This is a genomic window from Nonomuraea sp. NPDC023979, from assembly GCF_040639085.1.
Taxonomy (GTDB): domain Bacteria; phylum Actinomycetota; class Actinomycetes; order Streptosporangiales; family Streptosporangiaceae; genus Nonomuraea; species Nonomuraea ceibae.
Genome location: NZ_JBEZZG010000001.1, coordinates 519,965 through 540,594 on the forward strand (window position 1 = coordinate 519,965; position 20,630 = coordinate 540,594).

Sequence of the window (20,630 nt, forward strand, 5' to 3'; positions counted from 1 at the left end):
CATCGGGACAACTGCGCAGGTGAGCCGGGATCTCGGCATCGTGACGAGTGGGCGGCATTGACAGCTTGACAAATTCGAGCCGATACTTTCGCCAACTCGCCGATAGTTTCGAGGAGGAAGCGCGCACATGAACGAGCCCCTCGCACCCCCGAAACGCCGCGGACCCGTCAGGCGGTTCGTCGCCCGCTCCTGCGTCGTGGCGGTGGCCGTGGCCACGGCGATGCTCCCCGGCGTCGCCCACGCGGCCATCACGACCAACCAGACGGGCACCAACAACGGCTACTTCTACTCGTTCTGGACCGACAGCAACGGGACCGTCTCCATGGAGCTGGGCTCCGGCGGCAACTACAGCACCTCGTGGCGCAACACCGGCAACTTCGTCGCGGGCAAGGGCTGGAGCACCGGCGGACGCCGCACCGTCAGCTATTCGGGCAGCTTCAACCCGTCAGGCAACGCCTACCTGACCCTCTACGGCTGGACGAGGAACCCGCTCGTCGAGTACTACATCGTCGACAACTGGGGCACCTATCGGCCCACGGGCACGTACAAGGGCACGGTCACCAGCGACGGCGGCACGTACGACATCTACCAGACGACCCGCTACAACGCCCCGTCGATCGAGGGGACCAGGACGTTCAACCAGTACTGGAGCGTCCGGCAGTCGAAGAAGACCGGCGGCACCATCACCTCGGGCAACCACTTCGACGCCTGGGCCAGGCACGGCATGAACCTGGGCGGCCATGACTACATGATCATGGCGACCGAGGGCTACCAGAGCAGCGGCAACTCCAACATCACCGTGGGCGGCACCACCGGCGGCGGCGACGGGGGCAACGGGAGCGGCGGGTGCTCGGCGACGCTGTCGGCGGGCCAGCAGTGGAGCGACCGCTACAACCTGAACGTCGCGGTCAGCGGCTCCAGCAACTGGACCGTGACGATGAACGTGCCCTCCCCGGCGAAGGTCCTGTCCACCTGGAACGTCAGCGCCAGTTATCCCAGCTCCCAGGTGCTCACCGCCAGGCCGAACGGCAATGGCAACAACTGGGGCGTGACCATCCAGCACAACGGCAACTGGAACTGGCCGACGGTCTCCTGCAGCGCGGGCTGACCCCGGGGCACGCGAAGGCGCGGCGGCCGGGGCCGCCGCGCCGATGCCGGCTCAGCCGCAGGTGTTGGCGCGGATCGAGACGACGGGCCAGGGGGTGATGGAGGTGTGCGAGGTCTGCCCGACCGGCACACAGGGGCCGACGACGAGGATGGGGCCGGCGAGCGGCGAAGCGTGCTTCTGCAGGACGACGACCTGGTGCATGCCGGTGCCGGAGGAGCAGAAGCTGCTCGCCGAGCCGGCGCCGTACTGGGTGGTGCATCCCGTAGGCGCCGCGGCGGCGGGGGAGGCGAGGAGGACGGCCGGGCCGAAGGCCAGGGCTGCGGCGCCCGCCAGAATGGCGGCACGATGACGAAGGCTCATACGAGTCTCCAGGGGTGGGGGGGTTTTACTTTTAGGAAAGTTTCCTAAAAGTGAGGCTAGATCGCTGTTTCCCCCACCGTCAAGACAGCCGTTTGCCCGTCAACCACGACATTTCTCATCTTGCTTCGCACGCCCTGCCGACCCGGCATGATCTAACTCGGCCGGATGACCGATGGGAGCGATGTGAAGAGAAGATTGACCCTGCTGGCGACCGCCTTCGTCACGGTCGCGGCAGTCTTACCCGTTCAGGCCGCCGGAGCGAGCCCCCAGCAGCCGCCCCAGGCGATCACCTGGACGCCGTGCGAAGAGGAGCCCGCCGCCGAGTGCGGCAAGCTGGCCGTCCCGATCGACTGGTCACAGCCCGACGGCCCCACCGTCGAGCTCGCCCTGGCCAGGCGCAAGGCCACCGACCCCGCCGCCCGCATCGGCTCACTGGTGATCAACCCCGGCGGCCCCGGCGGCTCCGGCGTCGAAGCCGCCTACGGCGCCCCCGGCTTCTTCACCCCCGAACTGCAGCGGCACTTCGACATCGTCGGGTTCGACCCGCGCGGCGTCGGCCGCAGCAACCCCGTGGTCTGCTCGGCGTCCGTCTACAACGAGATGCCGTACGCCGTCATGACCAGCCAGGCCGACTTCGACAGGTGGACCGCCTACAACGAGCGGCTGCGCGCCGACTGCCGCGCCCGCACCGGCCCCCTGTACGACCACGTCGACTCCGTCAGCGTGGCCCGCGACCTGGACGCCATCCGCGCCGCACTCGGCGAGGAGAAGCTCACCTACTACGGGATCTCGTACGGCACGCTGATCGGCCAGATGTACGCCGAGCTGTTCCCCGGCCGGATCCGCGCGCTCGCCCTCGACAGCAACATGGACCACAGCCTGCGCGTCAAGCAGTTCCTCGACAGCGAGGCCGCCGCCGTCGAGGACGCCTTCGACCAGTTCGTCGGCTGGTGCGACCAGGAGCCGAGCTGCGCCCTGCACGGCCAGGACGTCCGCGCGATCTGGAAGGACCTGCTGGCCAAGGCCCGGCGCGGCGAGCTCTACTACCCCGGGGTGCCCGACCGGCCGATGACCGAGCTGCAGGTGCTGTGGCAGGGCGTCCTCGGCACCGAAGGCCCCGCCTGGCAGCTCCTCGCCCAGATGATCAACGCGCTCAACGGCGGCACCCCGCCCGACTGGGTGCCCCCGCTGCCCGGCCGCCAGCCCGTGCAGGGCGAACTCGCCCACCTGCCGACCGTCATCCTGTGCCAGGACTACAGTCTGCGGGTGCGCAACTACCGCGAATACGCCGCACTGCTGCGCAGTTCCGCCCGCCGGGCCCCCGACATGCGCTTCAACCCGATGCCGATCGAGGACCTGCCCGTCTGCCTCAACCACCCCACCAACAACCCGCAGCACCGGCTGCGCTACAAGGGCAGCGCGCCGCTGCTGCTCGGCAACTCGCTGCACGACCCGTCCACCCCGTACGGCTGGTCGGCCAACGTCGCCAGGCAGCTCGGCCGCAAGGCGGTGCTGCTCACCTACGAAGGCTGGGGCCACCGCATCTACGGCAAGGACGAGTGCAGCACGGTGCCCATCGACAACTACCTGATCTCGCTGACCGTGCCCCCGCACGGCTACCGCTGCCCCGTCGGCGGCCGGGTCGAGAACACGCTCAAGCGGCAGGCCGAACTCTGGCCCACCGACGGCCTCCCCTGGTCGTCGCTGCCCCGCTGACCCCGTGGCCGGGCCCGGAAACCACCCCGGGCCCGGCCCTCAGTGCACTGTCCTGCGCGCCTCGTACCAGGTGGCGCCCACCGGCTCGCCCGCCAGGTTCCAGCTCCACGACACCACGGGCGTGATGCCGAGGTAGAAGCCGGGCCCCACCATGCCGACCCGTTCCACCGGCTCCCCGGCCCGGCCGTAGACGCGCACCCCCCGCGCGACGAACGGCTCCATCGACACCAGGTCGTCGACCACCACCGCCACCAGGTGGTTGCCGGCCCTGACGTTGCGGAACTTGCGCGTCTCCAGCACCGACGCGCCCGACCCGCCGACCCAGAACCGCTCGCCGTCGAACTCGAACGCGACCGGCGCCACGTCCGGCTGCCCGCCCGGTCCCAGCGTCGCGATCCGCGCCAGCGGCTGCGACCGCAGGTACGCGATCTCCTCCTCGGTGAACGCCATGACGCTCCTCCTTTCTGTCACGCCCTTCCCCTTGCCGGGAAGCCGTACGTGACGCCAGACTGCGGCGTGGCCATCGAAGACCAAGACTGGTGGAAGACGCTGGAGCGCGCCCTGGAGATCGTGGAGCGCGACGTCCGCGCGGCGGACCTGGATCCCGGGCAGGGCGGCGACCTCACGAGACCGCGAACATCGCAGAGTTCACCCACTGAACGACCACGGAGCTGACTTGGAAGGCCGAGCCCGTGTGCGCACCCCATGAGGGTGGCGCGCTGCCTAGCTAGGGGCGGGGGCGCATTCCGGCGAAGAGGGCTTCGAGCACCCGGTCGACGTACTCGTGCGTCACCGGCTCCTGCGTGACCATGAGGGTGAAGAACAGCGGCCCCGTCAGGATCGACATGGCCAGGTCCAGGTCGAACTCGGGGGCGAGCTGCCCCTGCTCCCTGGCCTTGGTGAGCCGGGCGACGGTCTTGGCCTCCTGCGGCTTGGTGAAGCGCTCGTTCAGCTCGGCGGCGACGGCCGGGTTGTGCTGGGCCTCGCCGATCAGCGACTGGAAGAGCGGCCCGAACGGGGGGCGGCCGAGCAGGTCGACGGCATGGTGGATCTGCGTGCGGAGGTCGGCCATGACGTCGCCGGTGTCGGGGTAGTCGAGGTCCGGCTGTTGCGGTGACAGGACCGCGTCCAGGAACAGCGCGCCCTTGGACGGCCAGCGGCGGTAGATCGTGTGCTTGCCGACGCCGGCGCGGGCCGCGACCCCTTCGATGCTGAGCTTGGCGTAGCCGATCTCCTGGGCCAGCTCAAGCGTGGTGCGCCTGATGGCCTCGGTCCGGTCGTCGGCCCGGGTGCGTGGGGTGTCCGTCATGTGGACAGCCTATTAGAACGGCACGTGCCGTTGGCGGGGGTTGCGGGCGTTCGGGGTCAGGCCCGTGCGGTGATCCGCTCGGTGCTCCGGATCACCGCCCGTACGGGCTCCCGGTCGCCGGTCGTGGACCGGACGAGCACCCGGCCGTTGTCGATCTTCACGTCCCAGCGCGGCTCCTCGACCGTCGCGGGCCCGCGCACCACCTTGCCGTCGGCGAGCCGGAACGTGCTGCCGTGCCACGGGCACCGGATGCAGCCGTCGCCGACGATCGTGCCCTCGTCCAGCGGCCCGCCGGCGTGCGTGCAGGTGGCCGAGAGCGCGTGCAGCGTCCCGTCGTGCTGGACGAGCAGCACGGCCACCCCGTCCGCCGTGACGCGGTGCGCCCGGCCGTCGCTCACCTCGGCCACCGCCGCGACGTCGGTCCAGTCGGTGACGGGCTGCTGGAACGCGGTGTGGTTGACGCCGACGCCCTGCACGAACGACAGGCGTCCGCCCAGGTACGCGCCGATCGACGTCATGGCCAGGCCCGCGCCGCTCAGCAGCATCCCGGCCCGCCGCTGCCCGCGCCCGCGCGCGACCCAGGAGGCCGCCTGGAGCGCGGTCGCCGTCACGTTGCACAGCGCGTGCACGAGCCCGGTCCGCTGCTCGGGCCCGTAGGTCTCCGACCAGTCGGACGCCCCCGCCGCCGCGGCCGGCACGGTGGCGATCAGCCCGACGCCGACCAGGCGGCGCGCCGACTCGGCCCCGGCCTCGCCTCCGGCCACGTCCAGGAAGGAGGCCATGGTCCAGGCGCCGATGGGCAGGTCCGTAAGAACGGGGTGCAGCGAGTGGCCCAGCCAGGTGCCCGACAGCGCGTTCTTGATCGCGTCTGGGCGTGTCAGCCGTCCGACCAGGCCCGCGAGCTTGTTCGATGCGCCGTCGAGCGCACTCCAGTCCTCGACTTTTTTGCTCATGACGGCTGGCTTCCCCAGGCCGGGTGACTCATGCCTGGGGGAGCCCGGCGCGCTACGGCCGCTCGGCGCGCAGCCGGTCGACGGCGGCCGTCGCGTGCACCGCGTACTCGCCGAGAAGCTCGGAGTGGGCCTGTTCGAGGCCGAGGATGACGGCGCCGAGCACGGTGGCCAGCGCGCCGACGACGCTGCTGGAGATCGCCACGAACTCGTGCAGCGGCCGGGCCGCCGCCTGCACCGCCTCGACGACCTCGGGAGCGTCGCCGATCTCGCCGCCGATCACCACCAGGTCGGGGTCGACGACCGCCGCGAGCGCGGCGCACGCCCTGGCGACGTCCAGCACGTACGCGTCGAGCACGGCCTTGGCCTCGGCCGAGCCGGCCGCGACGTCGGCCAGGATCGCCTTGACCACCTCGCCGACGGAGGCCGCGCCGGGAGCCTGCGAACGGTAGGAGTCGACCAGGCGGGAGGCCGCCAGCCGCTCCTCCATCGCGTGGCGCGAGGTCTGCTCGGCGCCGTCGGCCCACGGGAACGGCAGCCGCGACAGCTCGCCCGCCGCGCCGTGCGCGCCGCGCACCAGCCGGCCCTCGTTGATGAGCCCAGCGCCGACGCCCACGCCGAGCTGCAGGTAGGCCAGGCTCGGCACGTCGGCCCCGGCGCCGATCCGCATCTCGGCCACCGCCGAGCAGTTGACGTTGTTCTCCAGCCGCACCGGGCCGTCGAAGTGGTCGGTGAGCGCGTCGAGCAGCGTGGCGACGGCGCCCTTCTCCTGTCCGGCGGAGGCGGGCACCTGGCTGCGGCGGGCGTCGATGATCTGCGGCAGCGCGATCGTCACGGCCCGCAGCCGGTCGCGTCCGGCGCACCAGTCGGCGAGCTGCCGGGCCGCCCGTTCCATGACGTGCGGCGACGGCTCGCGGCGGCGGGCCTCGCCGGGGCGGACCGGCTCGGAGATGGACACGTGCGTGGTGCGCGCCCCGGCGAGGTCGACGGCCATCAGCTCGACGTGGGAGCTGCCCAGGTCGACGCCGAGCGCCCAGCCGACCTCGTCGGCCGCCTCGAACAGCACGGCCGGCTTGCCCGTCGCCGGGACGTGCCTGCCGTTGCGGCGCAGGTAGCCGGCCTCCTCCAGGGCGCTGACGGCGTCGTTGACGCTCGGCTTCGACAGGCCGGTGGCGGCGAGCAGCCGGGGCCGGGTGGTCGAGCCGTGGCCGAGCGTGTGACTCAGGACGTGGCGCTGGGTCGGGGGGAGTTCCGGCGAACGCATGTGGTCATCCAATCGGAGTCACGCCTGTCTTGTCAGGGCGCGTACGGCGGCGGCGGAACTCGCCCGGGAGGCGCCGAAGGTCCGGACCACGCCGGTGGCGCGCGGGTAGTCCGTCCCCGGGTAGCCCATGTCGACGACGACCAGGCGTGGCGCGTCCAGCCGGTCGAAGACCTCGGCGCTGGCGGGATGGCGGGGCAGGTCCCGTACGACGGCCACGACGACGTCGGACGGCCCGAGGCCCGGCAGGTCGGGCGGGTCGCTGATCGGCGGGGTCAGGACGTGGTCGGCGAACGCGACGCCGGCCGCGCGCAGCTCCGGCCCGATGCCCCACGGGACGGGCCCGGCCGCGATGGAGGTCCGGTCGTCGAACGTGACGACGTGCACAGTGCCACCCGTGCTGCCGGTGCCGCCCGTGCTGCCCGCGATCGACGCGTCGCCCTCGACGGTGGTCGCCCCCCAGGCCGCCGCCAGCCCGGCCGCGCGCTCGGCGGCGGTGTCGGCGGCGCCGGGCACGCCGACCGTGCCGGGGTAGGCGCGGGCCATCGCGGCGACCCGCCGGTTGGCCTCCTCCAGCCGCTCGGCGGGCAGCTCGCCGGACCGCACGGCGGCGACGATCGCGTCGACGACGGCGGTGGTCGCCTCCTCGTACTGCTCGGCCCCGAGACACAGCACGTCGACGCCGGCGCGCAGCGCGCCCACGGCGGCGGCGGGCAGCGACGAGGCGTGGTTCAGCACGCCGTGCATCTCCAGTGCGTCGGAGATGACGACGCCGTCGTAGCCGATCTCGTCCCGCAGCAGGCGGCTGATCACGGCGGGGCTGAGCGTCGTGGGCGCCGAGGGGTCGAGGCAGTCGACCACCACGTGCGCGGTCATCATGCTCGCCACGCCGGAGGCGGCCGCGCTGACGAAGGTACGCAGGTGCTCGTCGTCGAACTCGGCCCGCCCGGCGGTCACCCGGCCGAGCGACAGGTGCGAGTCCAGCAGCGAGCCGCCGAGCCCCGGGTAGTGCTTGACGCACGCCGCCACGCCCGCCTCCTGCAGGCCCTCGATCCAGGCGGCGGCGTGCTCGGCGTTGTCACGCGGGCTGCGGCCGTAGGAGCGGGTGGTCAGCGGGCTGAGCGGGTCGGTCACGTAGTCGCCGATCGGCGCCAGGTTGTAGTTGACGCCGAGGTCGCGCAGCTCGGCGCCGATGCCCCGGCCCACCGCCCGGGTGGCGTCCAGGTCGCCGTTCTCGCTCAGCACCCGGTTGCCGGGGTAGGGGCTGCCCTCGTCGTGGTGGATGCGGGTGACGTCGCCGCCCTCCTCGTCGATCCCCACGACGGCGTCCGGCCGGGCCTCGCGGATCTGCCGGACCAGCTCCGCCACCTGCTGCGGCGACACGATGTTGCGGCCGAACAGGATGACGCCCGCCATCCCCTCGCGCAGCCGGTCGAGCAGCCACGGCGGAGCGGTGGTGCCCTCGAACGCGGGCAGCACGGTGCCGAGGGCGAGTTGCCGCAGGTCTGATGTCATGCGAATTGCTCCTCATATGCCAGGTGGGCGAGCCGGACGGCCCCGAAGACCGGCTCGGTGCCGAGGACCGACAGCGGCAGCGTGACGCCCTGCTCGACCAGCGCTTCGGCGAACGCGGACCGGAACGACGGCTGCTTGACCATGACCGCGCCCGCGCCGACGACGGCGTCCGCGCGGACCCCGAGGCGCAGCGCGGCCGCGACGTTGCCGGCGAGCCGCTGGGCGTTGCCCACGATGGCCCGCCGCGCGCTGGGGGAGCCGGCCTCCGCGCAGGCGAAGACGCTCTCGGCGAGCTCGCCCAGCTCCTCGCGCACGCCCTCCAGCGCTCCGGGGAGGCGGCGGTCCTCGATGACGTCGAACGCGCCGGCGACGAACGTGCGGAACACCCGGTCGCCCTCGCCGCGGTCCAGGCTCTCGGCGTACAGCCGCAGGGCGTCGATGACGATGCGCGGCGCGCTCCCGTGGTCGCCGAGCAGCCAGCCCCACCCGTCGGTGAGGATCGTGACGCCGTCGGGGGTCCGGCCGCCGACGACGGCCCCGGTTCCCGCGATCACCGACACGGCATGGTCGTACCCGCCTGCCAGGCCGACCAGCAGGGCGTCGTTGCAGACCCGTACGGTGACGCCGGGGCCGAACTCTGCGGCCACGGCGGCGTGCAGCTCCCTGGTCAGCGCCTCGGAGTCGCAGCCGCGGGCGCCGACGCCGACGGCGGCGAGCCGGTGGCTCGCGGGCGTCACCTGGCCGGTGGCGGCGCGGATCAGCGCGGCGCGCCCGGCCGTGGACAGGTCGTTCCAGTCGGTGTTGGGCAGGGTCTGACCGGCGAGGTGCTCGCCGGTGACGGCGTCCTCGACGTGGACGCGCAGGTACGAGCCGCCGATGTCGAGGCCCGCGACGCCGGGGCGCGGCTGGGGGGCCACGCTCACGCGGTCGTCTCCACCTTCGTGTCGAGGCGGGTGAACACCGCGTCCTCGGGGCGCCGGCCGGTGGCCGCGCAGGCCTCCTGGACGACCATCTGGCAGATGACGGTGGCCGCGATGGACAGCTCGGCGCCGCTCATCCCGGGCAGGTGGATCTGGTGCAGCGGGCCGGGGCCGTCGTAGGCGATCGGCTCGGCGCCGATGAGGTGCACGGTGGCGCCGTGGTCGGCGAGCTGGCGGGCGAGCAGCGCCTCGCTGCCGCAGTCGACGATCACGTGGACGGTGCCCGGCCGGGCGCTGTCCATGAATCCGTGCAGGTAGGAGCGGGTGTCGAAGCTGGAGGCAGGCAGTGCGACGCCTTCGCGGAACAGCAGCGAGGCGCCCTCGGCCGCCGCCAGCCCCACTCCGGAGGAGACCACGTCGAGGTGGCCGGCGCGCACCAGGTCGGCGGCGATGCGCCCGGCTGCCGCGCGCTGCCCGTCGATCACCGCGGCCAGCCGCTCGCCGAACGAGCGCCAGCGCGGCTCGTCGACGCCGCCGGTCAGGTGCTCGGCCAGCATGGCCAGGGCGAGCGCGGTGGCCGTGTAGCCGACGGTGGACACGCGGGAGTCGGCGACGCCGCCCAGCCACAGGTGCCGGGGGGCCAGCTCGGACACCGGCGAGGGCGTCCGGTTGACGACGCTCATCCGCGACTCCTCGGGGGCCAGTGACAGCGCGCGCACGATCTCGACGCTGCGTCCCGACTGGGAGACCCCCAGGTACGTCGTCTCCGGGCGCACCTGGTCGGCGGTGAAATCGGCTCCAGTCAGCAGCTCGCACGCCACGCCGCGCGCGGTGAGCCCGGCGACCAGCACGTGCGCGGCGGCGCGGCTGGCCCCGATCGCGAAGGCGACGAGGCGGGTGACGTCGCCGTGACGGTCAAGCTGCCCCGGCAGAGCCCCGGCGAGGTCCGCCAACGACTTGGGCTGGCTGCGAAAGGCCTCGTCAAAGGAGTTCCACGGGAAAACTGTTGCTGTAGCCATGTTAGTAAGGTAGCTTACCTTACTCAGGATCGTCAAAGGAGTACGAATCCTGTGGAGGTGTACCCGAATGCATGATCGTCCGTCGCAGCCCCAGCCGACCCGCCGTTCGGTCCTGGCGTTCCTGGCGCTGTCCCCCGTCGCCGGCGCGCTCGCCGCCGGCTGTGCCACGTCCGGCGGAAAGCAGGCGCCCGCCGCGTCCCCGACGGGCCGTGCCGTCGCGGGCAATCCGTTCGGGGTGGCCGCCGGCACGCCCGTCGAGGTCGTGCTCTTCGACGGCGGCTACGGCCAGGCCTACATCAAGCTGCCCGTCGAGCTCTACCAGAAGAAGCATCCCAAGACCGAGGTCAAGCAGACCTCCACCCAGCAGATCCAGCAGACGCTGCAGCCGCGCTTCGTCGCCGGCAACCCGCCGGACGTCGTCAACAACTCCGGCTCCAACGCCATCGACTACGGCGCGCTCGTCGGCGACAAGGCCCTGCTGTCGCTGGCCCCGCTGCTGGACGCGCCCTCTTGGAGCGATCCAGCCGTGCCCGTGCGCGACACCCTGCGCCCCGGCGTGGTCGAGGTCGGCACGCACGACGGCCAGTTCGTCGTCCTCAACTACTCCTACGGCGCCTACGGTGCCTGGTACAGCGCCTCCCTGTTCGAGGAGAAGGGCTGGACCTACCCGCAGACCTGGGACGACTACCTCGGGCTGTGCGACAAGATGGCCACCGCCGGCATCGCCCCCTGGACCTACCCCGGCCAGTTCCCGTACTACATGTTCTGGTGGCTGGCCTCGATGATCTACAAGGTCGCGGGCAAGGAAGTCATCGACAAGATCAACAACTTCGAGAAGGACGCCTGGACCGACGAGCGGGCCGTCGCCGCGCTCAAGGCGTTCGAGGCCATCCCCGCCAACGGCTGGGTGCTCAAGGGCAGCTCGGGCCTCAACCACACCGACGCCCAGATGCAGTTCCTCCAGGGCAAGGCCGGATTCGTCCCCGGCGGCTCCTGGCTGGAGAAGGAGATGGGCGACAGCGTCCCGGCCGGCTTCGACATGTCGATCTGCCGCGTCCCGTCGATCACCGACGCCGACGACCGGCCGTTCGGCGCCCTGTGCGCCAAGGCGGGCGAGCCGTACATCGTGCCGCGTGACGCCGCCAACTCCGCCGGCGGCCTGGAGTTCCTGCGCGCGATGCTCTCGAACGAGGGCGGCTCCAACTTCATCGCCCAGGCCGGCGCGCTCTCCTCCAACCGCAACGCCACGCTGCCCGCCGATGCCAAGCACGGCCTCGTCTCCATCAACGACGCGCTCAAGGAGGCCGGCGACAACATCTTCGGCCTGACCGTCGACACCCGTAACAGCCGCCTGTGGAACGACATCGCCAAGGTGATGGGCCGGTTCATGAACGGCGACGTGAAGGCCGACCAGCTCGCCAAGGAAGCGCAGCGCCTCACCGACGCGGCCCGGAACTGAGATGCGAAACCGGCACCAGCGCCGTGTGATCGTCGGCTTCCTCGCCGCGCCGCTCATCCTCTACACGGTGTTCGTGGCCTCGCCGTACGTGCAGGCGTTCTACATCGCCATCACCGACTGGCGGGGCCTGTCGGCCGAGTTCGACGTGATCGGCCTGGCCAACTTCGCCGAGCTCTTCGGCGACCCGGTCTTCTGGAAGGCGCTCGGCAACAACCTGATCCTCCTGATCACGCTGCCGCTCGTCACGATCGGGCTGGCGCTGTTCCTGGCGTTCATGCTGAACGCCGCGGGCGGCCCCCGCAGCGGGGAGATCCGCGGTGTCCGGGGCGCCACGTTCTACCGGGTCGTGTTCTTCTTCCCGTACGTGCTGTCGATCGCGATCATCGGCGTGCTGTGGATGAACATCTACAACCCGATCAACGGCCTGCTCAACGGCGGGCTGCGCGCGATCGGGCTCGGGCACGTGCAGCCGTCGTGGCTCGGCGACGAGAGACTGGCCTTCTGGGCGGTGCTCGCCGTCCTCGTCTGGAACGGCGTCGGCTTCTACGTCGTCCTGTTCACCGCCGGCCTCAAGGCGATCCCCGCGTCGCTGCTGGAGGCGGCGGTGCTCGACGGCGCCTCCAGGAGCCAGGTCTTCTTCCGCATCACCGTGCCGCTCATCTGGGAGAACATCCGCACAGCGGCCGTCTACCTGGGGATCGCCGCACTGGACGCGTTCGCCATCGTGCAGATCATGACCGGCGGCGGGCCGAACGACTCCACCCAGGTGGGCTCGTTCTACCTCTACCAGAACGCGTTCTCCTACGGCCGGTTCGGCTACGCCTCGGCGATGGGCGTCGTGCTCTTCGTCGTCACCCTGGCCCTGTCCGCCTTCACGCTCCGCGCGACCCGCCGAGAGAGGATCGAATTCTGATGGCCGCCACCGGTGCGCGCAGGCCGCGAGGCAGATCCGCGGGCCCGACGATCGCCGTCGCCCAGGCGTTCCTCGTCCTGTGGGCCGTCGTGTCGACCGTGCCGCTGATCTGGGCCGTCGTCAGCTCGCTCAAGAGCGACCCGGAGATCGTCGCCGACCCGTGGTCGCTCCCCGAGGCCCTGCGCTGGGACAACTTCGCCCGCGCCTGGGACACCGCCTCCATCGGCACGTACTTCGGCAACACCGTGATCGTCGTCGTCGGCGGCGTCGTGCTGACGCTGCTGCTGTCGGCCATGGGCGCCTACGTGTTCGCGCGCTTCGACTTCCGCGTCAAGGGCGTGCTCTACTACTTCTTCATCGCCGGGATGACGTTCCCCGTCTTCATGGCGCTCGTCCCGCTGTTCTTCGTCGTGCAGAACCTCGGGCTCGGCAACTCGCTGCCCGGCCTCATCCTCGTGTACGCCGCGTACTCGCTGCCGTTCTCGATGTTCTTCCTGGTGGCGTTCTTCCGCACGCTGCCCGAGGAGGTCGCCGAGGCGGCCAAGCTCGACGGGTGCGGCGAGGTGGCCACGTTCTTCCGGGTGATGCTGCCGATGGCCAAGCCGGGGCTCATCAGCGTCGGCATCTTCAACTTCATCGGCCAGTGGAACCAGTATCTGATCCCGTTGGTGCTGGTCAGCGACGACAGCAAGTTCGTCCTGTCGCAGGGGCTGGCCAACCTCGCGGTCGAGCAGGGCTACGCGGGTGACCGTTCGGGCCTGTTCGCGGGCCTGACGATCGCGATGGCGCCGATCCTGATCGTCTACGTCCTCCTCCAGCGGCGCATCCAGGCCGGCATGACCGCGGGGGCGCTCAAGTAGGCGGCGATGTTGACTCGAAGGGTCCGATGTATTTGCCGTAGGAGTCAAGCTGGGACCCCACCCTGTCTGCTGCATCACCCTTGCGCATGCCGCTTCGTTGGTGCGAGACTGGCGATCATCTAAATAGAAAAGATTCTTTCCTATTAGAATCCGCTCTCTTATAGATCCCATGTCTTGGAGGCAGACAGCCCAATGACTACCGATCACGTGGTCGCGGGCCATACCCGCGTGCTGTCGTCCGGCCAGGAGCGGCTCTGGTTCCTGAACCAGCTCGACCCCGGCAACGCCTCCTACAACATGTTCGTCACCGAGCGCCTGCGCGGCCCGCTCGACGCCGGCGCGCTCGAACGCGCCCTCCTCGCCGTCGCCGCCCGGCACGAGGTGCTGCGCACCCGCTACGCCGACGAGGACGGCCGGCCGGTCGCGGTCGTCGACCCGCACCCGCGCGTCACCCTGACCCGGGTCGACCTGGCCGGCCCCGACGGTGAGGAACGCGCCGCCCGGCTGGTGGCCGAGTGGACCGGACGGCCGTTCGACCTGGTGGAGGACCAGCCGCTGCGGGCCGGCCTGATCCGGCTCGGCCCCGGCGAGCACGTGTTCGTCGTCGTGCTGCACCACATCGCCGCCGACGGCTGGTCGCTCGGCATCCTGCTGCGCGAGCTCACCCGCGCCTACAACGGCGAGCCGGCCCCGGCCCCGCTGACCCTGCAGTACGCCGACCACGCCCGCGAGCAGCGCGAGCGGGACGCCACGCCGCCCCAGGCGCTGGTCGACCGGCTCAGGAACGCGCCCGCGCTGGAACTGCCCGCCGACCGGCCGCGCCCGCTCGTGAAGACCACCGCCGGCGACCGTGTCGTCACCACCCTGCCCGCCGGGATCAGTGACCGCATCGGCCTGCTGGCCAGGCGGGAGCGGTGCACGCTGTTCATGACGCTGCTCGCCGCGTTCCAGGCGCAGCTCTCCCGCTACAGCGGCCAGCAGGACGTGTGCGTGGGCACCCCGGTCTCCACCCGCGACAGCGAGGAGCTGGAGCCGCTGATCGGCTTCTTCCTCAACACGCTGGTGGTGCGCACCGACCTGTCCGGCGACCCCACCTTCCGCGAGCTCATGCACCGGGTGCGCGCCACGGCGATGGAGTCGCTGATGGCCTCCGACGTGCCGTTCGACCGGCTCGTCGACGCCCTCGACCTGCGCCGCGACCTCAGCCGCACGCCGCTGTTCCAGGCCGAGTTCGTCATGGGCGCCGAGACCGCCGGGCAGCTCGCGCTCGACGGCGTGACGGCCGAGCCCTACGACCCGGGGACCGCGCAGGCCAAGTTCGACCTGGCGCTGGAGGCGGCGCCCGGGGCCGACGGGCTGCGGCTCTTCCTCGTCTACAGCACCGACCTGTTCGACCGCGCCACCGCCGAGCGCTTCTCCGGCCACTTCGCCAACGTGCTGCGCCAGGTGGCCGACGACCCCGAAGTGCGGCTGTCGGAGCTCGAACTCGCCGGGCCGGGGGAGCTCGCCCTCCTCGACGCATGGAGCCGGGCCGAACCGGTGCCGCCCCGGGCGCGCACGCTGCACGAGATGGTGGCCGCCACCGCCGCCGCCCGCCCGTCGCACCCCGCCATCGTCCAGGCCGGCCGCACGCTCACGTACGCCGAGCTCGACGGCCGCGCCGACCGGCTCGCCGCGCTGCTGCGCGAGGCCGGGGTGGGCATCGGCGACCGGGTGGCGATCTGCCTGGAGCAGTCGCCCGAGCTCGCCGTGGCCGTGCTCGGCGTGCTCAAGGCCGGAGCCGCGTACGTGCCCGTCGACCCCGAGCAGCCGGACGAGCGGCTGGCGTACCTGCTGACCGACTCGGGCGCGGCGGCGCTGGTCGCCGACACGCCGGTGGGCGGCTTCGCGGGGCCGCTGCTCGGCGTCCCGCAGGAGAGCGGCGAGCCGGTCGGGCCGTCGGCCGGGCCGGACGACCTGGCGTACGTGATCTACACCTCCGGGTCCACCGGGCGGCCGAAGGGCGTGGCCGTCCAGCACCAGCAGGTCCTCAACTACCTGTCCGACGTGCGCGAACGCTTCGGCGTCGTGGACGGGGCCAGGTTCGGGCTGCTGCAGTCGCTCTCGTTCGACTTCGGCGTCACGGTCTTCTACCTGGCGCTCATGACCGGCGGGACGCTGGAGCTGTACCCGTCGCGGATCTCCGGGGCCGAGTTCGCCGGCCACGGCCTGGACTACCTGAAGATGACCCCGTCCCACTTCGGCGCGCTGGCCGCCGAGGTGCCGCCGGAGGAGCTGCTGCCCCGCCGTACGATGATCTTCGGCGGCGAGGGGTCGAGCTGGCAGCAGACCAGGGAGCTCGCGGTGCTGGGCCGGTGCGAGATCGTCAACCACTACGGCCCGACCGAGACCACCGTGGGCGTCACCACCTACACGGTCAGGCCCGACGACGAGATCCGCGGCCCCGTCACGCCGATCGGCCGCCCGCTCGGGCACGCCCGCGTCCACGTGCTCGACGCCGCGATGCGGCCGGTGCCGATCGGCGTGCCCGGCGAGCTGTGCGTCGGCGGTGACCGGCTGGCCCGCGAGTACCTCGGCCGGCCGGACCTGACGGCCGAGAAGTTCGTGACCGTCCGGGGCGAGCGCCTCTACCGCACCGGCGACCTGGCCCGCTGGCTGCCGAGCGGCGACCTGGAGTTCCTGGGCCGCCGCGACCTCCAGGTGAAGATCCGCGGCTACCGGGTGGAGCTGGGCGAGATCGACGAGGCGCTGCGCAAGCTGCCCGGCGTCGCGCACGCGGTGGCCGACGCCCGGGGCGAGCCCGGCGCGCTGGAGCTGGTCGCGTACCTGGTGGCCGACGGCGAGCGGATGCCGGTCGGCGAGCTGCGGCGGGCGCTGGGCGCCGCGCTGCCCGAGTACATGGTGCCGACCCGCTACGTGTGGCTGGACCGGCTGCCGCTGAAGTCGCACGGCAAGGTCGACCGGGCCGCGCTGCCCGAGCCGGAGGCCGAGCGCCCCGACCAGGGCGTGGCCTACGAGCCGCCGTCGGGGCCGGTCGAGGAGGTGATCGCGGCGGCCGTGGCCGACGTGCTCGGGCTGCCCCGGGTGGGCGCGCTCGACGACTTCTTCGACCTGGGCGGCCACTCGCTGCTGGCCACCCGCGTCGTCGCCAGGCTCCGCCGCGACCTGCCCGAGGAGTGCGCGCCGGTCAGCGTGATGGACCTGTTCCAGCATCCGACCGTGCGCCGGCTGGCCGCCGTGGCGGGCGAGCCGTCGGCCCGGCGCGGGCTGCTCTACCTGCTCACGCCGCCCGGCCCGGCCACGCGCACGCTCGTCTGCGTCCCGTACGGCGGAGGCAGCGCGGTCGTCTACCAGCCGCTGGCCGACGCCCTGCCGGAGGGCACGGCGCTGTACTCGGTGGCCGTGCCGGGCCACGACCTCGGCCTCGCCGAGGAGCCCAGGCCGCTGGCGCAGGTGGCCGCCGAGTGCGCGGCCGAGATCATGGAGAAGGTCGGCGGGCCGCTGTCGCTGTACGGGCACTGCGGGGTCGGCGGCGCGCTGACCGTGGCGATCGCCCGGCTGCTGGAGGAGGCAGGCCGCGAGATCGAGACCGTCTACCTGGGCGGGATCTTCCCGTTCGCCCGGCCGACGCGCGGGCTGCTCGGCCTGTGGGCGAAGCTCACCGGCAGCGACCGGTGGCGCAGCGACCGGGGCCAGCTCGCCTGGCTGACCTCGATGGGCGCCGACCTGGGCGACCTCGACGAGGAGCAGCGGGCGTTCATCGTGCGCAACATGCGGCACGACGCGCGGCAGGCGGAGGAGTACTTCACCGGACTGCTGGACGCCGACGCCGCGCCGCTGCGGGCGCCGATCGTGTCGGTCGTGGGCGAGCAGGACCCGACGACGGAGTACTACGAGGAGCGCTACCGCGAGTGGCACTTCATGACCGGGCGCACGACGCTGGCGGTGATCAGCGAAGCCGGTCACTACTTCCTGAAATATCGGGCGGAGGAGCTGGCCGCGATCCTCTCCCGCGACCCGCTCACCCCCGGCGACAGCGGCCCCGGCTGGAGCGTCGAGGCCACCTCCACTCCCCGGGCCGCCTCCCCGGAGACCACAGCCGGACCCGAACCCAGCGTCGGACGCTTCCTGGCCGTGGCGCTCGGCCAGATGGTGACGATCACCGGCGCGACCATCACCGAGTTCGCCATCCCCATCTGGATCTACCTGAGCACCGGGCGGCTCGCGCAGATGGCGCTGATGACCGTGCTCGCCGTGATCCCCGGCGTGCTCGCCGCGCCGCTGGTCGGCGCCATCGTCGACCGGACCAGCAGGCGCAAGGTGATGCTCGCGAGCAGCCTCGCCGGCCTCGCCATCCAGGGCGCGGCGGCCGCCCTGCTGTTCACCGACGGGCTCGACACCTGGACCCTGTACCCGCTGCTCACCATGCTGTCGGTGGCGCTGGCCTTCCAGCGGGTCGCGTACTCGTCGGCCATCCCGCAGCTCGTGCCCAAGCGCTACCTCGGGCACGCCAACGGCGTCGCGCAGATGACGGCGGGCGTCGCCCAGTTCGTCGCCCCGCTGGCCGCGGTCGGGCTCATGTCCGTGATCGGGCTCGGCGGCATCCTCATCGCCGACATCATCGGCTACCTGGTCGCCGCCATCGTGCTGACCGTGGTGCGCTTCCCCGCCACGCTCGCCCACCAGCGCAGGGAGTCGGTCGGCGCCGAGATCAAGGCCGGGTTCCGGCTGTCGATCGGCAACCGGGACTTCCGGGCGATGGTCGCGTTCTTCGCGCTGCTGGCCATCGTGCTGTCACCGGTCTTCATGCTCTACTCGCCGCTCGTGCTCTCCTTCTCCAGCCTGTCGCAGGTCGGCGTGATCGCGCTGTGCGGCGGCGCGGGCGCGGCGGCAGGCGGCCTGTGGATGAGCCTGTGGGGCGGCCCCCGCCGCCGGCGCATGATCGGCATGCTGCTGCTCACGCTGGTGATCGCGGTGTCCTGCGTGCTCGTCGGCCTGACCCGGTCGCTCGTGCTCATCGGCATCGGCGCGTTCGGCGTGTCGCTGGGGCTGGCGCTGGTCAACGGCGTGTACGCGACGATCATCCAGGTCAAGGTGCCCCAGCGCTACCACGGCAGGGTGTTCGCGCTCAACCAGATGGTGGCCTGGTCCACGATCCCGCTCGGCGTCGGCGTGCTGACGCCGCTCGCCGAACGGGCACTCGAACCGCTCATGCTCCCCGGCGGTGCGCTGGCCGGCACCGTCGGAGCCGTGATCGGCACCGGGCCGGGACGCGGCATCGCGCTGATCTACGTGATCTTCGGGCTGTTCATCGCGCTGCTGGTGGCAGGCGCGCTCCGGACCAGGGTGCTGTCCCGCTTCGACGACCACGTCCCCGACGCGACCCCCGACGACCTGATCGGCGTCGCCCGCCTCAAGCAGAGCGAATAGCGGCGTCCGGCTCAGCGGGCGGCGTCGAGGACCGCCCGCTGCCCGGCCGTCAGCTCCAGGTCCACCGCGCCAAGACTCTCCTCCAACTGCTCGACCGAAGAGGCCCCGACCAGCGGGATCACCGGCACGTCGCCGCCCATGAGCCAGGCGAGCACCACCTGGTTGACGCTCGCCCCCGTCTCACGCGCCACCTCCCGCAGCGCCGCCATCCGCCGCGGCGTGCCCGGATGGTCGTACGCGTCGCCCAGCGGCTTGTCGTCACGCACGTACGCGCCGCCCAGCAGCGGCGAGTACGCCACCAGCGTGAGCGCCGGCTCGGCTCGCAGATAGCTGAGCAGGTCACCGCCCACCGCGCCGAGATTGCCGTCCACCGAACGCGGCGTCGGCACGTCCAGACGCGGGCGCAGATAGGAGTGCTGATACTGCAGCACCTCATAACCGGGCAGCCCCGCCGACGCCGCCAGCCCCCGGGCCCGCTCCAGCCGCCACGACCAGTGGTTGCTCGCCCCGAGCAGCCCCACGGCGCCCTCCGTCACCAGCGCCGCGAACGCCTCCACCGTCTCCTCCAGCGGCACCCGCCAGCTCTCCAGGTACGCGTGCGCGTACAGCAGATCCAGCCTCTCCATGCCCAGCCGCTCCCGGCTGCGCTCCGAGGACTCCCGGATCACCCGGGCCGACAGACCCTCCAGATCATGGCTGAGACTCGTCGCCGGCGCGTTGGGCCGGCCGCCGAGCTTCGTCGCGACGACGACCTCGTCCGTCACCCCCCGGCTGCGCCGCCACCGGCCGAGCAGCGCCTCGCTCTCACCGCCCTGCGTGCCGTTGACCCAGTACGCGTAGTTGTTGGCGGTGTCGAGGAAGTTGCCGCCGGCCTCGACGAACCGGTCCAGAACGGCGTACGAGGTCGCCTCGTCCACCGCCGTGCCGAACAGCATCGTGCCCAGACTCAGCACGCTGACCCGGCGACGGGTCCCCGGATCACTGCCGATCACGCGGTACTTCATGAGAATCCTCTCCCGGACGTTCATCGGAGGGCAGAGCCGGAGTATCGCCGCTAGAGCCGGCTCGAGGTCAACCACCACCCGTTACGCCCGCCGTCGTACGGGCCCGTGCGCTCTGACGTGGCGCTCGTCCGTCCCTAGGGGCGATCCCCGAGGCCCACGGCGGTACGCGCCGGTCCCCGCGTACGTGCGACGGTGTAGGACGACTGCCTCCCGTGGGCCGACGTCGCCGGACCTGGATTTCGCGACTCTGGATCCAACGCGGAACGACACCGACAGGGAGCGCGAGATGAACACCACCGTCACCCCCACCCAGACCATGATCACCGGGCTGGCCGGCTGGCTGTCCCGGCACAGCATCGACATCCTGCGGGTCAGCCTCGGCCTGGTGTTCGTGGCCTTCGGCACGCTCAAGTTCTTCCCAGGGGTCAGCCCGGCGGAGGCCTTGTCCGTGGCCACGCTGGAGAAGCTGTCGTTCGGCATGCTGTCTGGCTACGCGGCGCAGTTCGTCATCGCCGCCATGGAGGTCTTCATCGGGCTCACGCTGGTCACCGGCAAGTTCCTGAAGACCGGGCTCGTGGTGATGGCCGGCGCGCTGGCCGGCTTCTTCGCCCCGTACGCGCTGTTCTTCACGAACCTGTTCCCCGGGGCCCCCACGCTCGAGGCGCAGTACATCTTCAAGGACATCGTGCTCGCGGCGGCCGCCATGGTGATCGGCGCCCGCGCACTCGGCGCCCGCCTGGTCCCCGCCCGTGCATGACCAGACCAGCCCCCCGCCTCCCGGCCCTGCCCCGGGAGGCATCTCCATG

General features: G+C 71.9%; 16 protein-coding genes. 7 read left to right on the forward strand and 9 right to left on the reverse strand.

All coding sequences use genetic code 11. The features are described 5' to 3' along the window. Positions 1-127: 127 nt before the first annotated feature. Complete coding sequence (locus AB0G11_RS02535; RefSeq protein ID WP_357583464.1) at positions 128-1,108, forward strand: glycoside hydrolase family 11 protein; 981 nt, start codon at positions 128-130, stop codon at positions 1,106-1,108. A 51-nt stretch (positions 1,109-1,159) separates the two neighbouring features. On the opposite strand, the gene AB0G11_RS02540 is transcribed toward AB0G11_RS02535, so the two are convergent. Beyond that, positions 1,160-1,468 carry a hypothetical protein gene (locus AB0G11_RS02540; protein ID WP_219510330.1) on the reverse strand — a complete coding sequence of 103 codons (309 nt, stop codon included), beginning with the start codon at positions 1,466-1,468 and terminating at the stop codon, positions 1,160-1,162. Between the two features lie 183 nt (positions 1,469-1,651). Here AB0G11_RS02540 and AB0G11_RS02545 point away from each other — a divergent pair, with 183 nt between their 5' ends. Next, the gene (locus tag AB0G11_RS02545) at positions 1,652-3,184 is read left to right on the forward strand and encodes an alpha/beta hydrolase (RefSeq protein ID WP_357583466.1); all 1,533 of its coding nucleotides are present in this window, start codon (positions 1,652-1,654) and stop codon (positions 3,182-3,184) included. A 39-nt stretch (positions 3,185-3,223) separates the two neighbouring features. Here the strand turns inward: AB0G11_RS02545 and AB0G11_RS02550 are convergent, their stop codons facing one another. The 7 genes from AB0G11_RS02550 to AB0G11_RS02580 all read right to left on the reverse strand — a co-directional run bounded on the left by AB0G11_RS02550 (position 3,224) and on the right by AB0G11_RS02580 (position 10,092). Then, positions 3,224-3,634, reverse strand: a complete 411-nt coding sequence (locus tag AB0G11_RS02550) for a PPOX class F420-dependent oxidoreductase (RefSeq protein WP_357583468.1) — start codon at positions 3,632-3,634, stop codon at positions 3,224-3,226. Between the two features lie 277 nt (positions 3,635-3,911). Further along, complete coding sequence (locus tag AB0G11_RS02555; RefSeq protein WP_219510335.1) at positions 3,912-4,493, reverse strand: TetR/AcrR family transcriptional regulator; 582 nt, start codon at positions 4,491-4,493, stop codon at positions 3,912-3,914. Between the two features lie 56 nt (positions 4,494-4,549). After that, positions 4,550-5,446, reverse strand: coding sequence for a Rieske 2Fe-2S domain-containing protein (locus AB0G11_RS02560; protein ID WP_219510336.1), 897 nt, complete (start codon positions 5,444-5,446; stop codon positions 4,550-4,552). Positions 5,447-5,498: 52 nt separating this feature from the next. Then, positions 5,499-6,707, reverse strand: coding sequence for an ROK family transcriptional regulator (locus AB0G11_RS02565; RefSeq protein WP_357583470.1), 1,209 nt, complete (start codon positions 6,705-6,707; stop codon positions 5,499-5,501). Between the two features lie 18 nt (positions 6,708-6,725). Beyond that, a complete protein-coding gene (locus AB0G11_RS02570; protein WP_357583472.1) occupies positions 6,726-8,219 on the reverse strand; it encodes a glycoside hydrolase family 3 N-terminal domain-containing protein in 1,494 nt (497 codons plus the stop codon). Further along, complete coding sequence (locus AB0G11_RS02575) at positions 8,216-9,142, reverse strand: BadF/BadG/BcrA/BcrD ATPase family protein (RefSeq protein WP_357583474.1); 927 nt, start codon at positions 9,140-9,142, stop codon at positions 8,216-8,218. The genes AB0G11_RS02570 and AB0G11_RS02575 overlap by 4 nt, the downstream gene beginning before the upstream one ends. Beyond that, entirely contained in the window at positions 9,139-10,092 is a 954-nt protein-coding gene (locus tag AB0G11_RS02580) for a hypothetical protein (protein ID WP_357583476.1), read from the reverse strand. Before AB0G11_RS02580 ends, AB0G11_RS02575 begins: the two co-directional genes overlap by 4 nt. 133 nt (positions 10,093-10,225) lie before the next feature. Between AB0G11_RS02580 and ngcE the strand changes: the two genes are divergently transcribed. The 4 genes from ngcE to AB0G11_RS02600 all read left to right on the forward strand — a co-directional run bounded on the left by ngcE (position 10,226) and on the right by AB0G11_RS02600 (position 18,820). Continuing rightward, positions 10,226-11,617 (forward strand): N-acetylglucosamine/diacetylchitobiose ABC transporter substrate-binding protein, encoded by a 1,392-nt coding sequence (gene ngcE / locus AB0G11_RS02585; protein WP_357583478.1) that lies wholly within the window; start codon positions 10,226-10,228, stop codon positions 11,615-11,617. 25 nt (positions 11,618-11,642) lie between these two features. Beyond that, the gene (locus AB0G11_RS02590; RefSeq protein WP_308126015.1) at positions 11,643-12,530 is read left to right on the forward strand and encodes a sugar ABC transporter permease; all 888 of its coding nucleotides are present in this window, start codon (positions 11,643-11,645) and stop codon (positions 12,528-12,530) included. Next, positions 12,530-13,390 (forward strand): carbohydrate ABC transporter permease, encoded by an 861-nt coding sequence (locus tag AB0G11_RS02595; protein WP_357583480.1) that lies wholly within the window; start codon positions 12,530-12,532, stop codon positions 13,388-13,390. Before AB0G11_RS02590 ends, AB0G11_RS02595 begins: the two co-directional genes overlap by 1 nt. A gap of 192 nt (positions 13,391-13,582) precedes the next feature. Next, entirely contained in the window at positions 13,583-18,820 is a 5,238-nt protein-coding gene (locus AB0G11_RS02600) for an amino acid adenylation domain-containing protein (protein ID WP_357583482.1), read from the forward strand. A gap of 11 nt (positions 18,821-18,831) precedes the next feature. Here AB0G11_RS02600 and AB0G11_RS02605 read toward each other — a convergent pair whose 3' ends face one another. Next, positions 18,832-19,824 (reverse strand): aldo/keto reductase, encoded by a 993-nt coding sequence (locus tag AB0G11_RS02605; RefSeq protein WP_357583484.1) that lies wholly within the window; start codon positions 19,822-19,824, stop codon positions 18,832-18,834. A gap of 286 nt (positions 19,825-20,110) precedes the next feature. Between AB0G11_RS02605 and AB0G11_RS02610 the strand changes: the two genes are divergently transcribed. Then, positions 20,111-20,581 carry a DoxX family protein gene (locus AB0G11_RS02610; RefSeq protein ID WP_219510345.1) on the forward strand — a complete coding sequence of 157 codons (471 nt, stop codon included), beginning with the start codon at positions 20,111-20,113 and terminating at the stop codon, positions 20,579-20,581. Positions 20,582-20,630 lie beyond the last annotated feature (49 nt).

Bases quoted from the DNA above. Each gene is read 5' to 3' on its own strand.
- ngcE (WP_357583478.1), top strand. From the start codon at position 10,226: ATGCATGATCGTCCGTCGCAGCCCCAGCCGACCCGCCGTTCGGTCCTG.
- AB0G11_RS02565 (WP_357583470.1), bottom strand. From the start codon at position 6,707: ATGCGTTCGCCGGAACTCCCCCCGACCCAGCGCCACGTCCTGAGTCAC.
- AB0G11_RS02600 (WP_357583482.1), top strand. From the start codon at position 13,583: ATGACTACCGATCACGTGGTCGCGGGCCATACCCGCGTGCTGTCGTCC.
- AB0G11_RS02605 (WP_357583484.1), bottom strand. From the start codon at position 19,824: ATGAAGTACCGCGTGATCGGCAGTGATCCGGGGACCCGTCGCCGGGTC.
- AB0G11_RS02550 (WP_357583468.1), bottom strand. From the start codon at position 3,634: ATGGCGTTCACCGAGGAGGAGATCGCGTACCTGCGGTCGCAGCCGCTG.
- AB0G11_RS02540 (WP_219510330.1), bottom strand. From the start codon at position 1,468: ATGAGCCTTCGTCATCGTGCCGCCATTCTGGCGGGCGCCGCAGCCCTG.
- AB0G11_RS02610 (WP_219510345.1), top strand. From the start codon at position 20,111: ATGAACACCACCGTCACCCCCACCCAGACCATGATCACCGGGCTGGCC.
- AB0G11_RS02535 (WP_357583464.1), top strand. From the start codon at position 128: ATGAACGAGCCCCTCGCACCCCCGAAACGCCGCGGACCCGTCAGGCGG.
- AB0G11_RS02595 (WP_357583480.1), top strand. From the start codon at position 12,530: ATGGCCGCCACCGGTGCGCGCAGGCCGCGAGGCAGATCCGCGGGCCCG.
- AB0G11_RS02555 (WP_219510335.1), bottom strand. From the start codon at position 4,493: ATGACGGACACCCCACGCACCCGGGCCGACGACCGGACCGAGGCCATC.
- AB0G11_RS02560 (WP_219510336.1), bottom strand. From the start codon at position 5,446: ATGAGCAAAAAAGTCGAGGACTGGAGTGCGCTCGACGGCGCATCGAAC.
- AB0G11_RS02570 (WP_357583472.1), bottom strand. From the start codon at position 8,219: ATGACATCAGACCTGCGGCAACTCGCCCTCGGCACCGTGCTGCCCGCG.